The following is a 19678-nucleotide window of genomic DNA, read 5'->3' as shown; positions in this document are numbered from 1 at the left end:
AGTGGAGATACTGATTAGTTTTTCAGAAAAACAATTTTCTTAGAAAACAACCCGCTCCTTCCATCAGAGCGGGCATCTATCAATCTACTTATCTGTCTTTGGTTTAAACGGCCACCAGACACCATTGCCGAATGAAACGGTCATGGCCGGGATCAATAGTGGCAGGACGATGAGTCCGTACAGAAGCAGTCCGGTGATGACGATGGTCGCGATCTGCACGAGGCTTAGGACCCCCGATGGCACCATGGCTCCAAATGTTCCGGCCAGGATGATGGCAGCGGTGATGATGACGGTCCCCATCTTCGCCATGGAAGCTTTGATGGCGTCCGTCACCGTCATGCCTCCTGCCGATTCTTCGCGGAAACGGTCCATAAGGAAGATCGAGTAATCGACCCCGAGTGCCACGAGCATGACGAACCCGAAGAACGGAACGGCCCAGCTGATGCCGTCATACCCAAGTCCCTCCACGAAAATCCACTCGGCTACGGCTACAGACGTGAAATACGTCAGAAGCAGGGAGCCAATCATATAAAGCGGCATGATGAAGGAACGGAACAGGATCGCAAGGACGACGAACAAACTGATGAGCATGATTGTCACCGTCTGTGTGAAGTCACTCGTGGAGATATCACTCAGGTCCCGGTTAATGCTTGAGACCCCTCCGATGGCGACTTCGGTATCTTCAAGCGGCGTATCCTTGATGACTCTTTCCGTCGTTTCATTGATGCGATCGACGGTATCAATGGCTTCCGGTGAATAAGGATTATCGGACAGAATAACTTCAAGCTTCATTCCCTTTTCGTCACCAAATGAATAGCGGTCGATCACCTGGGCAAATTCCTTATTCTCAAGCGTTCCCGGTGGCAGGTATAATCCCGTATCACGGATGGTCTGGCTATCACTCATTCCCTGCAGCTGGTCACCTGCCTGCTTCAATCCACCTGTGATCTGGTTCAGACCGTCCAGTGGATTTGGCGCTCCCGCTTGAGGTGCCTGACCCTGACCTGCTAAGGCTGCCTGCTGGCTAAGTCCTTTTACCGCCTGATCAAGACCATCCGCGGCTCCATTCACCCCTTCAGCAATCTTTCCGAGCTGATAGTCTGCATCGAATTCTTCGATCGCATCGCCGGCAGGTCGTGTAATGGAGCGAACGTTCTTCACACCGTCGACTTTTGCAAGCTCCCGGCTCAGTTTTTCCACATAAGGGACGATTTCCTCCGTCACAAGCTTCTCATCGCTTGAAAGCAGGACCTGCACCGGCAGGGAATCTCCTTGACCAAAGCCATCCTCTATTGCTTGTAGACCTTTGACGGAATCATAGCTGTCCCCTATTTCATCCACCGTATTGAATGAAAGGGCATCATCATACGTAAATAACAACGGAACCGTAATGATTGCCACTACTGCCATGGAAAGCAGGGGACGATTGACGGAAAGCTTGCCCATCCATGCCCATAATTTACTGTCATTGTGGGAAACAGACTTCTTCGATGGCCAGAACAATTTTTCCTTCAAAGTGGCCATAAAGAACGGCATAACAGTGCTTAATACCAAGAGCAGAACCGCAATCCCGACCGCCACGGCAACGGCTGATTTAAAGATTGGGAAATCGGCAAACCCGATGGCGAAGAATCCGATGAATACGGCGAGTCCGCTTATGTAAAGCGTGCGTCCCGCAGTCTTATACGTACGGATGATCGCTTCGTTGATGGGCTGACCCGCTCCCAGCTCCTCCTTGAATCGGCTCAGTAACAGTATGCAATAATCCGTCCCGATCCCAAAAAGGATGGCGACAAGGAAGATTTGCGTGTAGTTCGATACGGGAAACCCGAACCAATCAATGAAAAACGCCACGATCGATTGACTAAGTAGATAAGTGATCCCAACGGCCACTAACGGAATCAATGGAGTCACAATCGAACGGAATACGGCTAATAACAGGGCAAAAATCAGCACGACCGTAATGATTTCCGTCCGTTTCAATCCTTCCTGTGCGCTCAGATTCACATCGTTATTGATGATGGCTTCCCCTGTAAGGTACACCGATGACTGCCCTTTGAGGATATCTGATGTAATGGAATCAGCAAGCTCCACGACTTCCTCCTGTGTTCCATCGACGGTGATGGGAACGAGGACGGTCTTTTGATCTTCCGAGACGAGCTGGTTTTCCAATTCCTCGCTTTCAAATGGATCAAGAACCGAGCTGACAGGATCCCCAAGCTCTTTCAATTCATCTACATCCGACGCTATGTCTTTCTTTTCGGAATCCGTTAATTTTTCATCCAGTGAGTACACCAGGGAAATCGTTTCTTCCCCTGCACCGGCATCATTCAACATTTCCATCGCTTTCTTCGATGCTGCATCATCCGGGAGCTGGAACGTGCCCGCATCTTCTGCCTGCTTCGTGAGGTTCGGTGAGATGACAAATAGTAATGCCGTTATGATGAGAAGGCCAATCGTAATCGGCCACTTGAACTTAATAATGGATTTCATTCTTTTTCACCCTCCAATTTTAAAATGGATCTGATCTTCCGGAACATCATCAGGAATTGATCCAGTTCCTCCTCCTTCACCTGATCGGCGAATAAGGCTTCAATATAGGCATAGACCGCTTGATCGGACTCCGTTACGACCCGGTGTCCTTCCTCTGTCAGGCAGACGAGTTTCGAACGCTGATCTCCCTCTGCCTTCACGATCTCAATCAGCTTCTTTTCCTCAAGCTTCTTCAGACGGTTGGAAACCGCACTCTTATGGACACACTGTAGCTCTGCAATCATACCGGCAGGAATCGGTCCGTTCTTACTGACAAGCTTCAGCATCTGGATCTGCTCAGGCGAATACTCCTGCCATACCTCAGCCTTCACATTCTTCAGCACCCGCTCTGTCCCGAATACCATGACATCCTCGAACAGCTCGACTGCTTCGATTAAACGCTTATCCAACTAGTTGACCCCCTAAACTAAATATCGCTATTTTATAGTTTAGGGGGTCAACTATACAGAGTCAAGTAATAAGATGGAAGGAGATACAATAAAAAACCTCGGACTGCCGTTTACTTCACCGCAGCCCAAGGCTCTTTTAATCCCGGTATCCTTTCCCGATCACTTTCAGTTTGTCTTTTGAAACGTATACATCAATATCCCCTATTGAATGGTTGTCTCCCGTATAGAAGATGATGATATACGCTTCTTTCCCATCATAGTGCTGATTCGTTAAGACCCCCGTATGGTTACTCACAGTCGCCTCTTTCAGAATGGCTTTTTTCCAGTCCCCTTTTATCTCACTCTTTTCTGACCGGGAAAGGGAGTCATAGGCGGTTTTGATCACGGGATTTGCGTCTTGATCCTCCTCCAGGCTACACCCGCTAATGAAAAAACTTATGATTGCTATAGCCATTAAGACCTTCCTCATCGGGATCCCTCACACTTTTCCTTTATTATCTCTAATGATAATAAGGAACACAATATTTTTCAGAATATATTGACAAATGCAAACACCGGAATCATACAATGGTATTACCATTGTTGAAATTGGTATTACCACTCAGGAGGTGCCTACATGAAAGAACGTTCTTCGGATATAATCGCCCAAAATATTTCCCGCTCCATATTGGCAGGTAGCCTGAAGATGCAGGAATCCATTCAATCTGAGAGGGAACTGGCTGCTCAATACAAAGTCGGTCGCCCCACCATCCGCGAAGCTCTGCAGCGCCTGGAACGGGACGGCTGGATCACCGGCCGTAAGGGTATGCCCGCAGTCGTGAATGATTACTGGAAGCAGGGGAACTTGATGACGATCGTCACCATCCTTCAGCACGAGGAGGAGATTCCGGATGAATTCATCGTCCATATGCTGCAGCTGCGGGTCTCGATTACACCGGCTTATTTCAAGGATGCCCTGGAAAACAGCAGGCTGAAGGTCGTTTCCCTCTTTGCCCCGTTTGAGGACATACCGGACGAAGCCAATGCCTATGCGGCATTCGACTGCCAGATTCAGCACGGGGTCGCCATGCTGTCGCCGAATCCCATTTATCTCTTGATCCTGAACAGCTTTAAGGATATTTATATCAGGATGGCAGAGAAATACTTCTCGGAACCTGAACACAGAACCGCTTCACGTGACTATTACAACAGACTTCTGGAATGGATATTGGCCGGGGACATCCAACAAGCAGGGCAAACCATACAGGACATGATGGAAACAAGCATTACGCTTTGGAAACAAAAAATGGATGGAGGCATGGAGAATTGAAGGAGAATCGATTGTATCGGGATTTCTTTTTACACTTTGATATTTTGATCATGATGGCCATTTTTCTTGTGGTACTCGGCTTTTTAGTCACGATGGAGATTTCCCTGTTCAGTCTCTTATTTTTTGCCGTGGGGATCGTCACCTACATGTTCAGTGAATACCTTACCCACCGCTTCCTCTTCCACATCAAGTCACCGAAGAACCCTTTTTTACTGAATTTAATCAAACGGCTGCATTACGATCATCATAAAAAGCCGAATGACCTGAAGTTGCTCTTTCTGCCGATCTGGTACAGTGCACCCAACCTCTTTGTCCTGTGCCTGTTGTTTTACTTCATAACCGGGTCGATGTCATCTACCCTTGCTTTCACCACCGGAATCCTCTTCATGTTCTTTGTGTACGAATGGAAGCACTATGTCGCCCACCGGCCCATGAAGCCGAAGACACGTTTCGGCCGCTGGCTCAAAAAGACGCATATCCTGCATCATTATAAGAATGAAAACTATTGGTACGGGGTATCCACTCCATTTGTCGATGTGTTGTTCGGAACCTACAAAGAGGGAAATGACGTGGAGATGAGTGAGACGGCAAAGGATTTGGAGAAGAGGGCATGAAAAAAGTCCAATCGGGTGATCCGATTGGACTTTCTTTTCTATTCCCACTTAAACACATAACTGGCAAGGGCAAATCCGCCAACGAGCCACGCCCCCAATATCAGGGTCTCTGTTCCAAGCTCCAAAAACGGCGTCCCGAGATTCATCGTCTCCCTCAAGGCTGAGCTGAGGTGAGCGATCGGCAGCACCTTCACGATGGGCTGAATGATGTCCGGCATATCATTGATCGGGAAGAACACCCCGCCAAGAAACAGCATCGGAAACGTCACAAACCCCGCAATCGGCCCCGCACTTTCAGGATTCTTTGCCATCCCCGCAATGATGAAGCCGAGGGACATAAACGCAAGTGTCCCGAGGATAATAAAGAAAATCATCGCAAGCCACGAGCCCGCTACGTTGATGTCAAAAATAAGATCGGCAATCAGTACGACAAGGAGTGCCTGGGTCCCGTTCAGCATCAGGCGCGCCGTGATTTGAGCTGCGATGAAGGTGGATGCCTTCAGTCTCGTGCCCTGCATACGTCGGAGGATTCCACGTTCCCGCCATGCGGAGATCTGACCTGCCACCCCGTTCATATTGTTGCTCATGATCATCATGGCGACGATACCAGGAACAAGGAAATCCACATAGCGAATGTTCAATGCTTCGATCCCGACTTTTTCCACCGTCACGACAGGCTTGTAGTCGACAAGGTCCTTACTGTATTGATCGATGATCCCATTCACAACCGTAAGTCCAAGTTCAGCGGTCGCCAGGTTCTTTTCGTTATAGTAGACGGGGATCGAGAACGCTTCTTCCCTGTCCTTCACATTTTCCCCATATCCTTCCGGGATTTCAATCAGAAGCTGGATATCGCCATTTTTCACGGCTTGCTTCCCCGCTTTGACATTGTCATATGCCGATGTTTCAATGCCTTCATTTTTATTGAATAATTCCTTTACATCCTTTGAAGCATCGGTTTGATCATTGTCGACCATTCCCACTGTCATTGAAACGGAATTCCCACCGCCAGCGAATGAACCCAGTGCTACCATCAGGATCACCGGGAAGAGCAGGGTAAAGAATAATACTTGTTTGTTTCGTGCAAATATCCTTAACTGTGCCAGTGTCAGCTGCCAATATGCTCTCATGATTCCCGCAGCCTCCTTCCTGTCATATGGATGAAGACATCTTCGAGTGTTGCCTGACGGGTCTGAAGGTCCTCGATTTTCAAGTCATGCTCTGTTGAAAGTGAAATCAATGAAGTCAAGGCACGCTGAAGTTCATCTGTATAGAGCTGGACGAACGTATCCTTGATGGCGACTTCTTCCACTCCATCCATCTTCATGAACCAAACTTGCTCAGGAGGATTGTCCAGATGGAATTCGATCGTGCTTGTCGACTGCAAGGTTTTCACGAGATTTCCAGGTGTATCGAGGGCAATAAGCTCCCCCTGGTCCATGATGCCGATCCGGTCGCAGAGCACATGGGCTTCATCCATATAGTGAGTCGACAGAATCACCGTCTTCCCCCGCTCCTTGAGTCGCAGCACAATATCCCATAGCGTCCTTCTTGCCTGAGGATCCAGTCCCGTCGTCGGTTCATCAAGGAACACAATATTCGGATCATGAATCAGTGCCAGGGCAATCGCCAGACGCTGCTTCTGTCCACCGGAAAGTCCCTTGATCCGGTCCTTCCGTTTCTCCGTCAGCAGCATGTCCTCAATCAGTTGATCGATGTCCACATTCTTCGGATAAAAGCTCGCATACAAATGGAGGATTTCCTCCACCTTGAGCAGTTCAAACAATGAGGTCGACTGAAGCTGGACCCCGATCACTTCCTTCACTTTATTCACATCTTTCTTCACGTCAAATCCGGCTAAGCTTGCCGTCCCCGCGTCAGGCTTCCGGAGTCCCACGAGCATCTCGATCGTCGTCGTCTTCCCGGCCCCGTTCGGCCCGAGCAATCCGAAGATTTCCCCCTTCTCCACCTGAAAGCGGACTCCCTTCACCGCCGTAAAGGAACCATATCTTTTCACTAACTCTTTCACATCCACCATGATTTCGTTCGGCATAACGAGCCTCCTTCTAAAAAAACGTAACCGCCCATGAATGAGCGGTCCAATCCTTGTTGTTTATACGCGATGATGATCTGCACGCCAGTTCTGCACAGCTTTTTTAATGTCATTGGGTGTTAAGTTTTCCGACAGTGTTCGTTCGACCAACACCGGGAATTCTTCATCCGGAGCAAACCTGAGTGCGATGATCTGCTTCAGGGATAGCCGGCCATCCAGTTCATTCCCTGTGAGACGGTAGTAACGGAAATTCTCTTCCGTACGGATCACCCGGTCCTGCACCTGAAGCGCATACGTCCGGAGTCTCACCCCGATCAGGATGATGGTGATCACCGCTACGAGGACTAAAAAGCTAAGCAGTGGTTGACCCCCCACATTCTTCACGAAAAAGGTGATGGTCAAAATGAGTGTAATAAGTGCTGAGAGGGCAATTCCTACATGGAATACCGGATCTACCTTACTGTGATTTTCATAGTTTTGCTGTTTCATATGTACCTCCTGAAGGTGATAGATTCATTATATACCAGATGAACGGCGGATAGGACCGTCCTGTATAAAAATCATATTCGGCAACATCTCGGGGTATGCGGGGGATAAAGGAGATGCCTTCCCGGAATGATTATCTATATTTTTCCATATCATATGTGGTACGATAGTATCAGATATGACAACAGTTGGAAGTTCACCTGCTTTTCCTACTAAAAAGGAGGTTGTGCTGATGGTTTGGTTATTCGTTCTGATCCCCATGTCGTTCATGGTCGGAGTTGTCATCGTGGGCAGCATAAAGGAGAGATACTTTTCACAAGGGTATCTTAAAGGAGAAAGCTACAATACTCATAAAACAGAAGGGTTTAACACCTCCTGCCGCGGGCAGTCCAATTCTTACAAATGGTATACAGGGGGTAACTGAAAACGACACGAATCTTTTCAATGGCCTGGGTTTCCCCTATAAAAAGGGAAAGATAAAATTACTATTTATAACACCCTGATATACACCTTTGTTTTTAAAAAAGGAGGTTGTGAAATGGTTTGGTTATTCGTTCTGATTCCCTTTTCCTTCATGGTCGGAGTCGTCATCGTGGGCAGCATTAAGGAGGCCTTTTTCTCTCAAGGATACCTTAAAGGTGATTGTTATGATACTTATAGAGGTGAGGGATATGATGCTCATTGCAGTGGTGAGTCCAACCATTTGAAGTACTTAGTAGGCGGACGATAGTGATAAAATGGTTACTTTTGGGCTGTGATCAGGCCCTTTTTTTGGTTCATTCTTCGCGACGCCTCAATCCCCACTTTCGTGCACCGAACGCATAAATAATGATCATCAATAACCCTGCCACCATGGCAATGAGTAAGCCCACGAACCCGATCAGACCAGCCCATCCAACGGTCGTCACTTGAAATAAAAAGGCATACCATACCCCACCCACTATCATCGCAAGTGGAACATTAAAAGGAAACAGCTTCTTCCATCCGAGAATAAGGAGAAGGGTAATGCTCCCCAGAATCAAAGCTAAGATGGTCTCTGGCTGTTCCCACTGAACTCGAAATCTCGATTGTCCCTCTGTTTCTTGTTCCGGTGTTAAGTTTTTTAATTTGGTGAGGGTGCTCCCGGCAGAAACGAGACCAGCTAATGTCATCACTCCAAACAGGGTCCAGTTTATCGTCTGTACTTCTTTTCTTACATTCAACAGATCGCCTCCTATTTATGATGTCCGAATGGAACCTCCCGTAGACACAACTCCCTCTCCCTTACAAGCTCCTTCTGTGAATCAGACATTCTCTCCAGGTCTTCATCTTCCATCAATTGAGACACCATCCTTGCTTTTTCAAAATAGCCTTTGGAAAGTTCATTCTCTGATTGATCCCTATACACCCTCCCCATTTGAAAATATAACTCTCCCATACCGTAGAGGATTCTATTTTCACGGCACTCCCTGATTCCGTTTAGAGCAAATAGAAGTGATTCCTCCAACTCTCCATTCAAATACAAGGAACGCGAATAGTTGTAATACACCTTGATCAATAATTCCTTATCCCGGATGACAGGCAGCCGATTGATATAAGTCAGGATGTCTTTATACATGGAGTGTGCTTTATTCAGATCCTTTCGTTCAGTATGTATATTCGCCTTCGTTAAATAGATTTCGATTTCCTTCTCGGAGTGACTCTTTGAAGTGGTATGCCTCATGGAGAGTGCCTCATCCAGAAGCATTAAGGCCCGATGGAAGTCATCGTGAATTTTATAAAAATAGATCGCTTCATACCAAAGCAGCTGCTGCCTGTTCCTCCCATGTACAAATAGAGGGTTGCCCCGCTCATGATTGACCAATTCTTTAATCTGCTCATAGTTCTTCTTCTTTAAGGACTCGCTTAATTGCAGGAGAACCTCCTGTACATAATCTATGCGGGGAACATAGACGCTTTCAAGGAAATAATTCATATCCACCCCCAGCCTCATGGATAATCGATACAATAGGCCCGCCGACGGAGAAAGATCGCCGCTTTCAATCCTGCTTATAAACGATTGACTGCAGATATTCTTGCAGAGCTCCTGCTGGGATATCCCGAAATGGTTTCGCAGTTCCTTGATCTGCACCCCAATCCTGCCTTCCTCCACCTACCTTCACCTCCAAACCGATGACTCTCTTCTTCATTCGGCTATCAATATAGAAATCCCTTCCAAATACGTAAAAAAAGCCTCCGGTTCTGGATGCTTTTTTTCATTCTTTCATTGAAGCCCTGGCCTTATTTATTTTATATTCCGAGACCTGAACGAGCCCGATGGAATCCTCTTCTCCGTCACACCCTGTCAAAGAGATGAACCCGCTCCTTTCTTCGATTCCGTCGCAAACCGCACTCCTCTTTTCTTCCCCGCCCCCAGTCTTCAATACATAATTCACTTTACTTCCATCGTACGCTATTTCATTCACGCTTACCTGGTTGTTGAAAAAGTTTGATACCGTCAATTCAGACTCTTTTTTCTCCTGTATCCCGTCTACGAAACGCAATAATTTGTCCAGATTGGTTACTTCCCCTTCTTCATCCACGATCGTGTCACCATTGTCAGTCGCTTCCTTCACGGTGTATGCATCAGCTTGTTCTGTATTCGAACACCCTGCAAAGAGTAAAGAGCCCGTTAGGAACATAAAAGTCATTCTTTGCACGATTTCCCCACCTCCCATCACATTCATTTATTTGAGTATAGTTGATTTGGAAAATGGGTGGAAATCTGTATCATGAGGTTCCTTCCAATTTTTCTTGACATGAGCTTCTATTTCCAAGTGGTTTCGTCGAAAATTATGAAGATAGTAATAAAATACAAGCACCCGACCACTGCCGGATGCCTATCATTACTTCAGCTCATTAATCCGCTTAGTCAATTCAATAAACTTCCTATCGAGTTCTGCATACCCCTCATCCTCATGTCTCATAAAACTGAGGCGCCCCAGCACTTCCTGCCTCTCCGTCTCGAGTTTCATCCGCTGTTCTTCTTTGTCATCCCGCTCAGATGCCGGCTCATCCAGCTGCTTTTTAATGGTCCCGCTTTCGATCAAAAGCTGGACTTCTGTCGTTTTTTCAAGAAAATAACGGTCATGGGAGACAACGATCAAGGTACCATTGTACTCGGACAGGGTTTCCTCCAGCTGCTCCCGGGAAGCGAGATCCAGGTGGTTCGTCGGTTCATCGAGGATCAATACGTCCCTTTCTTCGAGGATGTATTTCATCAGTTTCACCTTCACCCGTTCCCCCATGCTCATATTTCGAATCGGGGAATGCCAATGAGACGTCTGAAATCCGAGATGCTTCATCAGCGTCTGAACCTTCCCTCGCTCTTCATAGGTTTCTTTATGAAAGAGCTCCCCCGGCGTCTGGTCGAGGGGCAGATCGAACACTTCCTGGGTCAGGTAGCCGATATTGGCAGATGGTGACATCCATACGTCGCCTTCTGCCGGTTCCATTCCCATGATGATCTTCAACAGTGTCGTTTTCCCGCTGCCGTTCGGTCCAAGGATCGATATCTTTTCACCGTGTTGGACGGTGAAATTTGCGTTTTCAAATAAGGTCCGTCCCTCAAAAGATTTCTTAAGTCCCTTTACTTCAAGGAAACGCTTCCCCGTTTTGTGGGTGGATTGGATGGAGAAGTGGACGCTATGCTCCTTTTCGACTTCTTCTACTTTTGTTTTTTCCAGTTCTTTTTCAAGACGCTTTTGCTTGGATTTGACCTGGGTGTCCATACGTTTTGCTTTGACGCGGTAATGTTCTTTGTATCCTTCCTGTTTCGTGGACTCGGCATGGGCTTTTTCAGACCAGGAGGTGAGTTCCTTCATCTGCTTCTCAATCCTCTCCACCATCTTCTGTTGCTTTTCATACTCCCGTTGTTGAGTCATCCTACGCTCTTTGCGCGCCTCCATGTAGCTGGAATAATGGCCTTTATGCTCAATCAGCTTCTTCCCTTCGATGGACCATATCCTCGTCACCGCTTCATCGAGAAAAAATCGGTCATGGGAGACAAGGAGAATAGTGCCTTTGTACTCTTTAATCTGTTTAGTCAGAAGCTCCAGACTCTGTCGATCCAGGTGATTCGTCGGTTCATCCAATAAGAGAAGGTCTGATCTCTCTGAGAACCCTTTGGCGAGCCTTGCCTTCAGTTTTTCCCCGCCGCTCATCTGCTGGAATTCTTGACTGGGAACTTGCCATTTTTCCAGTAAAGCGGCTTGTGATGGTGTCATCCCTTGTGAGGAATGGGTTTCGGTTTCCTGCTCTACCATGGTGATCGTCACATCGTGGTGAAGCCATTGGATCTGTCCCTCCGTTGGTGTCCGTTCACCCGCGATCAGTTGCAGCAGGGTCGACTTTCCGGCCCCGTTATTCCCTATGATTCCGATGACGTCCCCTTCCTGCACGCTGCCATTCACCTTTTCAAATATGGTGTGGTCCATGAATTCATACCGTATATTCAATAATTTCATTATTTCTCTCATAGTATCTTCCCCTTTCTTTAAAAAGGGAGAACAAAAAAATCCTCCCAATCGTTCTGGAAGGATTAGCCGTACCGGTCACGTACACAAAGAAAGCTATCAATCGTTCAATAGCTAAAAACGCATATAAAAATGGGCAGACTAATCCTATTTTAAGTTAATTTGAAATATGAAATTTCAAACGTCTCGAAAATAAGATTAGTTCTTCATCGTCCACCCATCACTCCTGTCATATTTAGTAAATACACTATACCATGAAACTCTCTGGGGATGCAAAAACATTTTTGAATCGTATTTAATAAGAATTAAGTGGTAAGATAAGTTCAGGACTCATTTTTGTGAAATCCTGGGCTTGTAAAAGCTCACTTTGTATTGGGGAGTGATACATATGGATTCAATCTGGCTGGAATATGGATGGACTTTATTAATCCTGATCGGCCTCGAGGGCTTATTGTCAGCAGATAATGCCCTGGTTCTCGCTGTCATTGCGAAACACTTGCCTGAGGATGAAAAGAAGAGAGCCATCAAATACGGGATCTTCCTGGCATTTGCCTTCAGGTTTGTAGCCCTTTTTGCCATTTCGTTCATCGCAAATGTCTGGCAAATTCAGGCGATCGGTGCAGCTTACCTGCTGTATCTCGGTCTCAAACATGTCATCAAAGCGAAGTTTGGGAAGGATAATGAGAAGAATCAGGAAGAAACGGAAGAAGAAGCAGCCGGCAAAGGATTCTGGCCGACAGTTGGGAAAATTGCCCTCGCAGACCTTGCGTTTGCCATCGATTCCATCCTCGCAGCTGTTGCCCTTGCCCTTGGCCTGCCTGACTCTCCACTTGGGGATTTCGGAGGTATGGACGGTGGACAATTCATCGTGGTCGTCCTTGGTGGGATTGCAGGATTGATCCTGATCAAATATGCGGCAACCTGGTTCGTTCAGTTATTGGAAAAACGCCCTGCACTGGAAACGACGGCTTATGCCATTGTCGCCTGGGTGGGAGTGAAGCTTGCGGTCATTACCCTTGCCCATGAAGATATCGGGGTGCTGGATCATGATTTTCCGCATAGTACCGTATGGACTTTGATTTTCTATGGAGTACTGGTGGGGATTGCCTTGTTGGGCTGGTTTGCTCCCGGTAATAAAGGATCTAAGCAAAGTTCAGTTTAAAAGAAAACGGATCAAGGATGCTGTTTTGGTGTCAATCTTAAGAGAAAGACGTATGAATGGGTATACGTCTTTTTCTTTATCTATGATTGACATTACGTATAATGATGGAAAAAGAATTGCACTTTAAAAAGAGGGGAAGCACTTACCGATTGGGAGATAAGGTTAAGCATCAGAGCGGAAACATAGACGGAAAAATTCCGCTTAATTGGTCATTACTATTAAAAAAGGGTTGAAATAGACGGAAATATTCCGCCTATTAACTTAAAAAAACACAAAAATGGGGAAGATTTATGTTCTTAAGCGGAAAAACTACCCTTATTCACCTCAAAATAAGTTCCATTCTGAGTTTAGCCGGAAAATTTCCGCTTAATTTTCGGGAATTCTGATGACCGTATCACCTATCATAAGCACTTAAGGATTCCTAACAAAAAAACTCGCTAAATCTGCTGCGTCAAGTTCTCCTTTTTTCTACAGCTGTGATTCCGGCACATATTATTTTAAAGCACACAAAACGTCCTGCGAACGAATCACAGGACGTTTTTTCATATTATACTCCTGGGAACCAGCCAGGAGTATTCACAATCGCATTCCATAACGGATCAGGAACGACCAATTCTTCCTGCTTTCCTTTATCGATCTCCGTCACGATTTCATCTTCTCTTCCTTCTTGGATTTTCTTCAGCCAATCAGGATCAATGATGAGTTCGCGGCCGAGGGCAAGTAGTGGAACGCCTGACCCAAACGCTTTATGTGCATCGTCTGCAGAGTAGATGGAACCTACCCCGATCAATGGCGTGCGGTCACCGATCGTTTCCAACAGATAGTCCATTCTTGTTTTCTCCAGGTCCTCTACGCCTTTTCTTGGTTTCGAGAAGAAGTCAAAGAGGGATACGTGAAGGTAATCTAAATCTTTATCTGCAAGGGCATCCACGAGAGTAAGGGTATCCCCCATCGTAAATCCATTCTCTTCCGGCTCCTCAGGTGAGAAACGGTATCCAACGAGGAAAGATGGATCGGCATGCTCTTCTACCACGCTCTTCACCTTATCCACAATGGCAAGTGGGAATGTCATACGGTTCTCAAGACTGCCGCCGAAACGATCTTCTCTCTGATTCGTCATCGGGGAGAAAAATTGATGGATCAGATATCCATTCGCTCCGTGAATCTCCACGCCGTCATAGCCCGCTTCAATGGCGCGGCGGGTCGTCTCACCGAAGGCTTCGATGATATTCTCGATCTCTTTTTCAGATAATCCTCTCGCTTTCTTCTCTCCGTTCTCGCCCATTACGTCACTAGCACTCACAACATCCCCGTCCGGAACAAGATCAGGCGGGCATTGTACACCTCCGTGGAAAATCTGGAGGACGGCTTTTGCCCCTTGATCCTTGATTCCCTTCGCCAATCGTTCAAGGCTTGGGATCATTTCATCCGTATCCCCTCCAAATTCACCCGGGAACCCCTTTCCATCAGGCGTTACATAGGTGCATGCCGTGATGACCATACTCACATCTTTCGAACGCCTTTCATAGTAGGCAACCTCTGCATCCGTGACATTGCCTTTCTCATCCGATGAAAAGTTCGTCATCGGTGCCATGATGATACGGTTCTTTAATTCGACTCCGTTTTTAAATGTATAGGGAGATAATAATTCTTTATATTTGCTGTTCATGATTTTTTGCCTCCTTGTGGTTGTTCAAAGGAAATCTTAATAGATGTTAAGCTATTTGAACAGACATCTGCTTGAAGGATGTGCCCGCAAAATTCAAAATGGGCATCCCTTGGTGATGGAGGGATGCCTGTAATTTGTACTTTTTAATAGAGAGATATTATAAAAACATTTTATATGTTCTTGACCTGAATCCATCTTCAATTAGTTCTGGGTTTAATGATTCAATAATTTTCAATCCTGTCTCAAGACTTAGTAGTGATAACACAATTTCTTTTATTTGATCTTTGTTTGCATCATGTCCATTGTTACTAAAGTGTTCGGTTATTGATTCTGTCATTGATAACATGATTTGTTGATATCTTTCAGCCAGCTTTTGTTTAGCACTTTCATTTCGCAGTGCGAACAAAGTGAACTCTAACATCAACATTGTCCATTGGGTATCCACATTTCTTTTCTGATGGGTTATAAGCAATTCCTCTACTTTTTCCGCCCTGGATGCATTATCTAATTTTTCCTCAAATACGTTTCCCCACTCACCTGCCTCTATATTAAAACGTCTATCAAATAATGCTAAGAATAAATTCTCCTTATTATTAAAGTTTGAGTAAACTGCTCCCTTTGAATAACCTGCCTCTTCGGCAATCTCTTCTACAGATGCTCCGTTATATCCTTTTTTAGAGAATACAATCTCTGCTGAATCGAGTAGTTTTTCTATGGTTAGTAATTTTTTCTCTTCCATTGTTAGTCTTTTCGGCATAAATATTCTCCTTATTTCTGTTTGACATACTAATAAGTATTATTGTACCATAAAAAAGAAAATACTAATTAGTATCTAAATTCTATATAGTATATTTAAGGAGAGTATTTATATGTTTAAAGAATTAACAGTAAAAGAAAAATGGATGGGAGTATTGTTTTCAATTGGAACATTGGTGGTTGTGATGATTTCTGCAGGACTAGGTTTTCATTTTGCACCTCCGAACGAAAACCTAGATACTGCTCCAGGCGAATCCTTTTTTTGGGTGGCATGGTTAATCGTCATACCCACTTTTGGGATTGCAACATGGCTTGTTTGGTTGAAGAGGGAAGAAGAGGATGTACGTGGAGCCATGGTTATTTTCCTGTGGTTTATACTGGGCATTATTTCTTTTTTTCCAAATACCGCCGTTACTGAACAAAGCGTGTTAGCCATTTTTATTAGTGATGTAATGGGTATCATACAGAGTTTAATCATTTTATGGTTATATTCACGTTATTCGAAGGTTGCCATCTGGTGGTTACTACCCCTAGTTATCTGGTTTCCAATAACAACTTTTATTAAATTTATAAATTTGTAATAGTATTTTTCTTGAAGTTCCACGAACAAAAAATGAATAAGTGTAAAATCGAACATACCTTAAACAAGACGGTATAAGGTTGGGTTCACCGCTATCATTTTTTATTATATTTTCACCTAATCCAAGAAGGTATTCGACTAATTCAATACCCAAACAGGGCTAACCCATATGGGATAGCCCTGTTTTCCTAATGTTTTTTAACGAAATCTTATTCACTTGTGGATGAAATCAGGATAGTGAGCTAATTGGTTAGTTACAACTTAAGAACCAGCTTCGCCACAACCTCCACATGGGCGGTCTGCGGGAACATATCCACCGGCTGCAAATACTCGACACGATACTGCTTCTTCAAATAATCAATGTCTTTCGCGAGGGTCGATGGATTGCAGGAGACATAGACGAACGTCTTGGGCTTCACTTCTTTCAACGTATCGAGAAGCTTGTTGTCACAGCCCGTCCTCGGCGGATCGACCACGACGACGTCCGGACGCCACCCTTCATTTTTCCATTTTGGCATGAGCGTTTCGGCACCGCCTACGAAGTATTCGGCATGCTCGACTCCAAATTTTACAGCATTCTTCTTCGCGTCATCGATTCCTTCCTTGATGACGTCCATGCCTCGGATCTCTTTGGCACCGTCTGCCAGCCATAACCCGATGGTACCGACTCCGCAGTAGGCATCGACAACTTTTTCTTCACCTGTGAGGGCAGCTGCTAGTTTCGCTTCGTTATACAGCTTGCTCGTCTGGATCGGATTCAGCTGGAAAAATGCCCGTGCGGACAGTTCATAGGTGAACTCTTCCAGACGTTCTTCAATGCTTTCTTTTCCGGACAGATGGATTGTTTCGTCCCCGAAGACAAGGGCCGTTTTCTGCGGATTGATGTTTTGGGCAATGGAAACGACTTCAGGAAGACGTTTCTGAATTTCCGAAATCAGCAATTCCTTTCGTGGGATCTTTTTCTCGGACGTCACGAGTACGACCTGAACTTCCCCTGTTTCAAACCCGACACGCGTCACGATCGTTTTCAGGATCGGCTTTTTCTTTTTTTCATCAAAAACAGGGATATTGAAGTCGTTGATGATCCGCTTGATTTCGTTTGTCACTTTATTCGTGAGCGGGTGCTGCACGATGCACTCATCGATGTCGATCAGCTTGTTGGAATTCATGCTGTATAAGCCTGCAATAGCTTTCCCGTTTTGCGTACCGACCTGGAACTGGCTTTTGTTCCGGTAGTGCCACGGGTTGTCCATTCCGATCGTCGGACGGATATCCATGTCATCAAGCTTGAGCTTTGTGTGACGCTCGAGTGATTGAAGTAGGATGTCGCGCTTGGCGTCAAGCTGTCCTTCGTAAGACAAATGCTGAAGCTGGCAGCCCCCGCACTGCTCGTATACCGGGCATGGTGCTTTGGTACGCTGTGGTGACTTTTTCCGGATCTTCTTGATGCGGGCTTCGGTGAATTTCGGGTGGACCTTGGTCACTTCCACGACTACTTCTTCGCCTGTAAGGGCTCCCGGAACGAAGACGATTTTACGTTTGAAGAAACCGACCCCTTCCCCGTTGATGCCGATTTTCTTTATGGTCAGAGGAAACTGCTGTTTCAGCTCGATTTTCACTTCATTGTGTTGTGGTTTTTTTGCGTATTGCTTTTTCATTGGTTCACGTCCGTTCTATTCGATACTTCTCCATAAATACAGTGATGCGTAGCTTAAATAAGGATGCCAGGCTGCGCTGAATTCATCCAGCTCGTCCATGGTCGGTTTCTCTTCCATCTGGAATAGCTTTTTGATGGCGTTTTGGATGCCGATGTCCGCTTTCGGAAACAGATTCGGGCGGCCGAGTCCGAATAGGAGGAAGCTCTGGGCGGTCCAGGGTCCGATTCCGCGGATTTTGGTCAGTTCTTTGATGACTTCTTCGTCGGATTGACCGGATAACTGTTCAAGATCCAGTTCACCACTTGATACCTTCTGAGCGACTTCAATCACATACTCCGCTTTCCGCTGACTGAACTGAAGCTCCCGCAGTTCTTCCACCGTGAGGTCCACTACTTTTTCCGGTGATGGATAAAACCACACTCCATCCTTTTCCCATCCATATGTCGTGACAAAACGATGGGTCAAGGTGAAGGCGAACTTCAGGTTCAGCTGCTGATGGATAATGCTTTTGATGATGGTGGCGAAGGGATCGAACTCCAGGACGAGCGGGGTTCCGATATGTTCCTCAAAGATAGGTTTCAGGTCGGTTTTAAGAAAATGCGCGTGCATATCGTGGAGACCGGTTTGCCATTGGAATATGTTTGCGATTCTCTGTTGCTTTTCTTCAAGATTCTCGTCATTCTCAAAGGTGATACTAAACTGCGGCTCGTCCGTTGTGCCAATTGCCTGAACCTCTATGACCTCTCCCATCCCATCCGGGAGATAGTAAGGGACCTTCACGCTCCGGTTGACCGGATCCACAGCATTCAACGGATCCAGCGCCAACCGCTCCAGCACCCGATCAAAATCATACGGACCATCTATCTTAACATTCCTGACTGCCATCGTCCTCATCCTTCCGCACAAAACTTGTATGTGTATTATAGCATAAACAGAAGAGGGACGGACCTTCATTCCTAGGACCAAGTCCTAGGAATGAAGGTCCGTCCCTCTTATTCAGGCTCTTATTTCATCATCGGATGCTCATCCAGGCTTTTGAAGGTGTAGCCCCGTTTTTTTAGGTCCTGGATGGCTTTTTCGAGTGCGTCTGCGTTGTCTTTAGAGACGGAGTGCAGCAGGATGATGGCACCAGGATGGGCCTGGGCCATGATGTTGTCATAGGAGTATTTCCATCCTTTTTGCTGATCGGTCTTCCAATCGATGAACGCGAGTGACCAGAAGACGTGTGTGTAGCCTTCCTCTTTTGCAATCTGGAGCGTACGTTCTGAAAACACGCCCCTTGGAGGTCGCAAATATTTCATCTTTTTTTGCCCCGTCAATTCCTTCGTTTTGACTTTCACTTTTTGGAGCTCTTCCCTGATCTTTTGATCGGAGCTTGCCGTGAAGTCAGGGTGATGCCAGGAATGGTTCCCGATGATATGTCCTTCTTTCACCATTCGCTTGACGAGGTCCTCTGCGCTGAGCAAATAGTGACCGGTCACGAAAAACGTGGCTGGCACTTTTTCCTGTTTCAGGACATTGAGGATTTTTTCCGTATAGCCATTTTCATATCCGTTGTCGAATGTGACGTAGAGCACTTTTTTATCCGGTGAGCCTTTATAGAAGGCATCGTACTTCTCAAGAAGCTGATCATAGGCAGCTCCTGCTTCCGGCTGCTCTTCATTTTGACTCTTTTTGAATCCCCAGCCGATTGGATTATTCGATACTGCATAAGCCTGAGCCGGTATGAGCAATACTAAGATTGCCGCTATCATCAACACTTTTAGTGATTTTCGCAAAATTGAACCCTTCTTTCGCTTCCGTTTCCCTTAGTTTTTGAGAAGTGGAAGGATTCATGTGTACTAATAGTATCCATAAATGGGTGTTCGTGCAGAATCAGCCTGATGGGCAGTGGATTTATACGGTTTGTTGCGGCTCTTGGGCGATCGTTGCGGCACCTTCACTTCAAATGACCAT

The 19678-nt window shown here is 46.0% G+C and carries 21 protein-coding genes; 6 read left to right on the top strand and 15 right to left on the bottom strand.

The window, feature by feature from the left end:
- Positions 1–84: 84 nt before the first annotated feature.
- The 3 genes from CN378_RS13430 to CN378_RS13420 all read right to left on the bottom strand — a co-directional run bounded on the left by CN378_RS13430 (position 85) and on the right by CN378_RS13420 (position 3396).
- Positions 85–2493 (bottom strand): MMPL family transporter, encoded by a 2409-nt coding sequence (locus tag CN378_RS13430; protein WP_098352696.1) that lies wholly within the window; start codon positions 2491–2493, stop codon positions 85–87.
- Positions 2490–2942 (bottom strand): MarR family winged helix-turn-helix transcriptional regulator, encoded by a 453-nt coding sequence (locus CN378_RS13425; RefSeq protein ID WP_098352694.1) that lies wholly within the window; start codon positions 2940–2942, stop codon positions 2490–2492. The genes CN378_RS13430 and CN378_RS13425 overlap by 4 nt, the downstream gene beginning before the upstream one ends.
- 136 nt (positions 2943–3078) lie before the next feature.
- Positions 3079–3396 carry a hypothetical protein gene (locus CN378_RS13420; RefSeq protein ID WP_098352692.1) on the bottom strand — a complete coding sequence of 106 codons (318 nt, stop codon included), beginning with the start codon at positions 3394–3396 and terminating at the stop codon, positions 3079–3081.
- A 162-nt stretch (positions 3397–3558) separates the two neighbouring features.
- On the opposite strand from CN378_RS13420, the gene CN378_RS13415 reads away from it, so the two are divergent.
- Positions 3559–4251: a GntR family transcriptional regulator gene (locus CN378_RS13415; RefSeq protein WP_098352690.1), complete on the top strand. Its 693-nt coding sequence runs from the start codon at positions 3559–3561 to the stop codon at positions 4249–4251.
- Entirely contained in the window at positions 4248–4865 is a 618-nt protein-coding gene (locus tag CN378_RS13410) for a sterol desaturase family protein (RefSeq protein ID WP_483295084.1), read from the top strand. The genes CN378_RS13415 and CN378_RS13410 overlap by 4 nt, the downstream gene beginning before the upstream one ends.
- Positions 4866–4903: 38 nt before the next feature.
- On the opposite strand, the gene CN378_RS13405 is transcribed toward CN378_RS13410, so the two are convergent.
- Genes CN378_RS13405 through CN378_RS13395 form a run of 3 tightly spaced genes read right to left on the bottom strand, consistent with a single transcriptional unit; the run spans position 4904 to position 7407 of the window.
- Positions 4904–5995: an ABC transporter permease gene (locus CN378_RS13405; RefSeq protein WP_098352686.1), complete on the bottom strand. Its 1092-nt coding sequence runs from the start codon at positions 5993–5995 to the stop codon at positions 4904–4906.
- Positions 5992–6918 carry an ABC transporter ATP-binding protein gene (locus CN378_RS13400; RefSeq protein ID WP_098352684.1) on the bottom strand — a complete coding sequence of 309 codons (927 nt, stop codon included), beginning with the start codon at positions 6916–6918 and terminating at the stop codon, positions 5992–5994. Before CN378_RS13400 ends, CN378_RS13405 begins: the two co-directional genes overlap by 4 nt.
- A gap of 60 nt (positions 6919–6978) precedes the next feature.
- A complete protein-coding gene (locus CN378_RS13395) occupies positions 6979–7407 on the bottom strand; it encodes a DUF6526 family protein (protein ID WP_098352682.1) in 429 nt (142 codons plus the stop codon).
- A gap of 229 nt (positions 7408–7636) precedes the next feature.
- Between CN378_RS13395 and CN378_RS13390 the strand changes: the two genes are divergently transcribed.
- Together CN378_RS13390 and CN378_RS13385 are read left to right on the top strand one after the other, a co-directional pair.
- Positions 7637–7828, top strand: coding sequence for a hypothetical protein (locus CN378_RS13390; RefSeq protein WP_098352680.1), 192 nt, complete (start codon positions 7637–7639; stop codon positions 7826–7828).
- A gap of 114 nt (positions 7829–7942) precedes the next feature.
- Positions 7943–8134 carry a hypothetical protein gene (locus tag CN378_RS13385; RefSeq protein WP_098352678.1) on the top strand — a complete coding sequence of 64 codons (192 nt, stop codon included), beginning with the start codon at positions 7943–7945 and terminating at the stop codon, positions 8132–8134.
- A 46-nt stretch (positions 8135–8180) separates the two neighbouring features.
- Here CN378_RS13385 and CN378_RS13380 read toward each other — a convergent pair whose 3' ends face one another.
- The 4 genes from CN378_RS13380 to abc-f all read right to left on the bottom strand — a co-directional run bounded on the left by CN378_RS13380 (position 8181) and on the right by abc-f (position 11900).
- A complete protein-coding gene (locus CN378_RS13380; protein ID WP_098352676.1) occupies positions 8181–8606 on the bottom strand; it encodes an RND transporter in 426 nt (141 codons plus the stop codon).
- Positions 8607–8617: 11 nt separating this feature from the next.
- Positions 8618–9535, bottom strand: coding sequence for a helix-turn-helix domain-containing protein (locus tag CN378_RS13375; RefSeq protein WP_098352675.1), 918 nt, complete (start codon positions 9533–9535; stop codon positions 8618–8620).
- A gap of 103 nt (positions 9536–9638) precedes the next feature.
- On the bottom strand, positions 9639–10082 hold the full coding sequence (locus CN378_RS13370) for a hypothetical protein (RefSeq protein WP_098352673.1): 444 nt from the start codon (positions 10080–10082) through the stop codon (positions 9639–9641).
- 186 nt (positions 10083–10268) lie between these two features.
- Complete coding sequence (gene abc-f, locus CN378_RS13365; protein WP_098352670.1) at positions 10269–11900, bottom strand: ribosomal protection-like ABC-F family protein; 1632 nt, start codon at positions 11898–11900, stop codon at positions 10269–10271.
- A gap of 385 nt (positions 11901–12285) precedes the next feature.
- On the opposite strand from abc-f, the gene CN378_RS13360 reads away from it, so the two are divergent.
- On the top strand, positions 12286–13059 hold the full coding sequence (locus CN378_RS13360) for a TerC family protein (protein ID WP_098352669.1): 774 nt from the start codon (positions 12286–12288) through the stop codon (positions 13057–13059).
- A 547-nt stretch (positions 13060–13606) separates the two neighbouring features.
- Here the strand turns inward: CN378_RS13360 and CN378_RS13355 are convergent.
- A complete protein-coding gene (locus CN378_RS13355) occupies positions 13607–14728 on the bottom strand; it encodes an NADH-dependent flavin oxidoreductase (RefSeq protein WP_098352667.1) in 1122 nt (373 codons plus the stop codon).
- A 157-nt stretch (positions 14729–14885) separates the two neighbouring features.
- Entirely contained in the window at positions 14886–15485 is a 600-nt protein-coding gene (locus CN378_RS13350; protein ID WP_098352666.1) for a TetR/AcrR family transcriptional regulator, read from the bottom strand.
- Positions 15486–15597: 112 nt separating this feature from the next.
- On the opposite strand from CN378_RS13350, the gene CN378_RS13345 reads away from it, so the two are divergent.
- Positions 15598–16065, top strand: coding sequence for a tryptophan-rich sensory protein (locus CN378_RS13345; RefSeq protein ID WP_098352664.1), 468 nt, complete (start codon positions 15598–15600; stop codon positions 16063–16065).
- Positions 16066–16318: 253 nt separating this feature from the next.
- Here CN378_RS13345 and rlmD read toward each other — a convergent pair whose 3' ends face one another.
- The 3 genes from rlmD to pdaA form a co-directional block, all read right to left on the bottom strand.
- On the bottom strand, positions 16319–17722 hold the full coding sequence (gene rlmD / locus CN378_RS13340; RefSeq protein WP_098352663.1) for a 23S rRNA (uracil(1939)-C(5))-methyltransferase RlmD: 1404 nt from the start codon (positions 17720–17722) through the stop codon (positions 16319–16321).
- Positions 17723–17737: 15 nt separating this feature from the next.
- Entirely contained in the window at positions 17738–18607 is an 870-nt protein-coding gene (locus CN378_RS13335) for a DNA-3-methyladenine glycosylase family protein (RefSeq protein WP_098352661.1), read from the bottom strand.
- Between the two features lie 119 nt (positions 18608–18726).
- On the bottom strand, positions 18727–19476 hold the full coding sequence (gene pdaA / locus CN378_RS13330; protein ID WP_098352749.1) for a delta-lactam-biosynthetic de-N-acetylase: 750 nt from the start codon (positions 19474–19476) through the stop codon (positions 18727–18729).
- Positions 19477–19678 lie beyond the last annotated feature (202 nt).

This window comes from Bacillus sp. AFS015802, assembly GCF_002561455.1.
Taxonomy (GTDB): Bacteria; Bacillota; Bacilli; order Bacillales; family Bacillaceae_B; genus Rossellomorea.
This window is presented reverse-complemented; position numbering and strand designations above follow the sequence as displayed.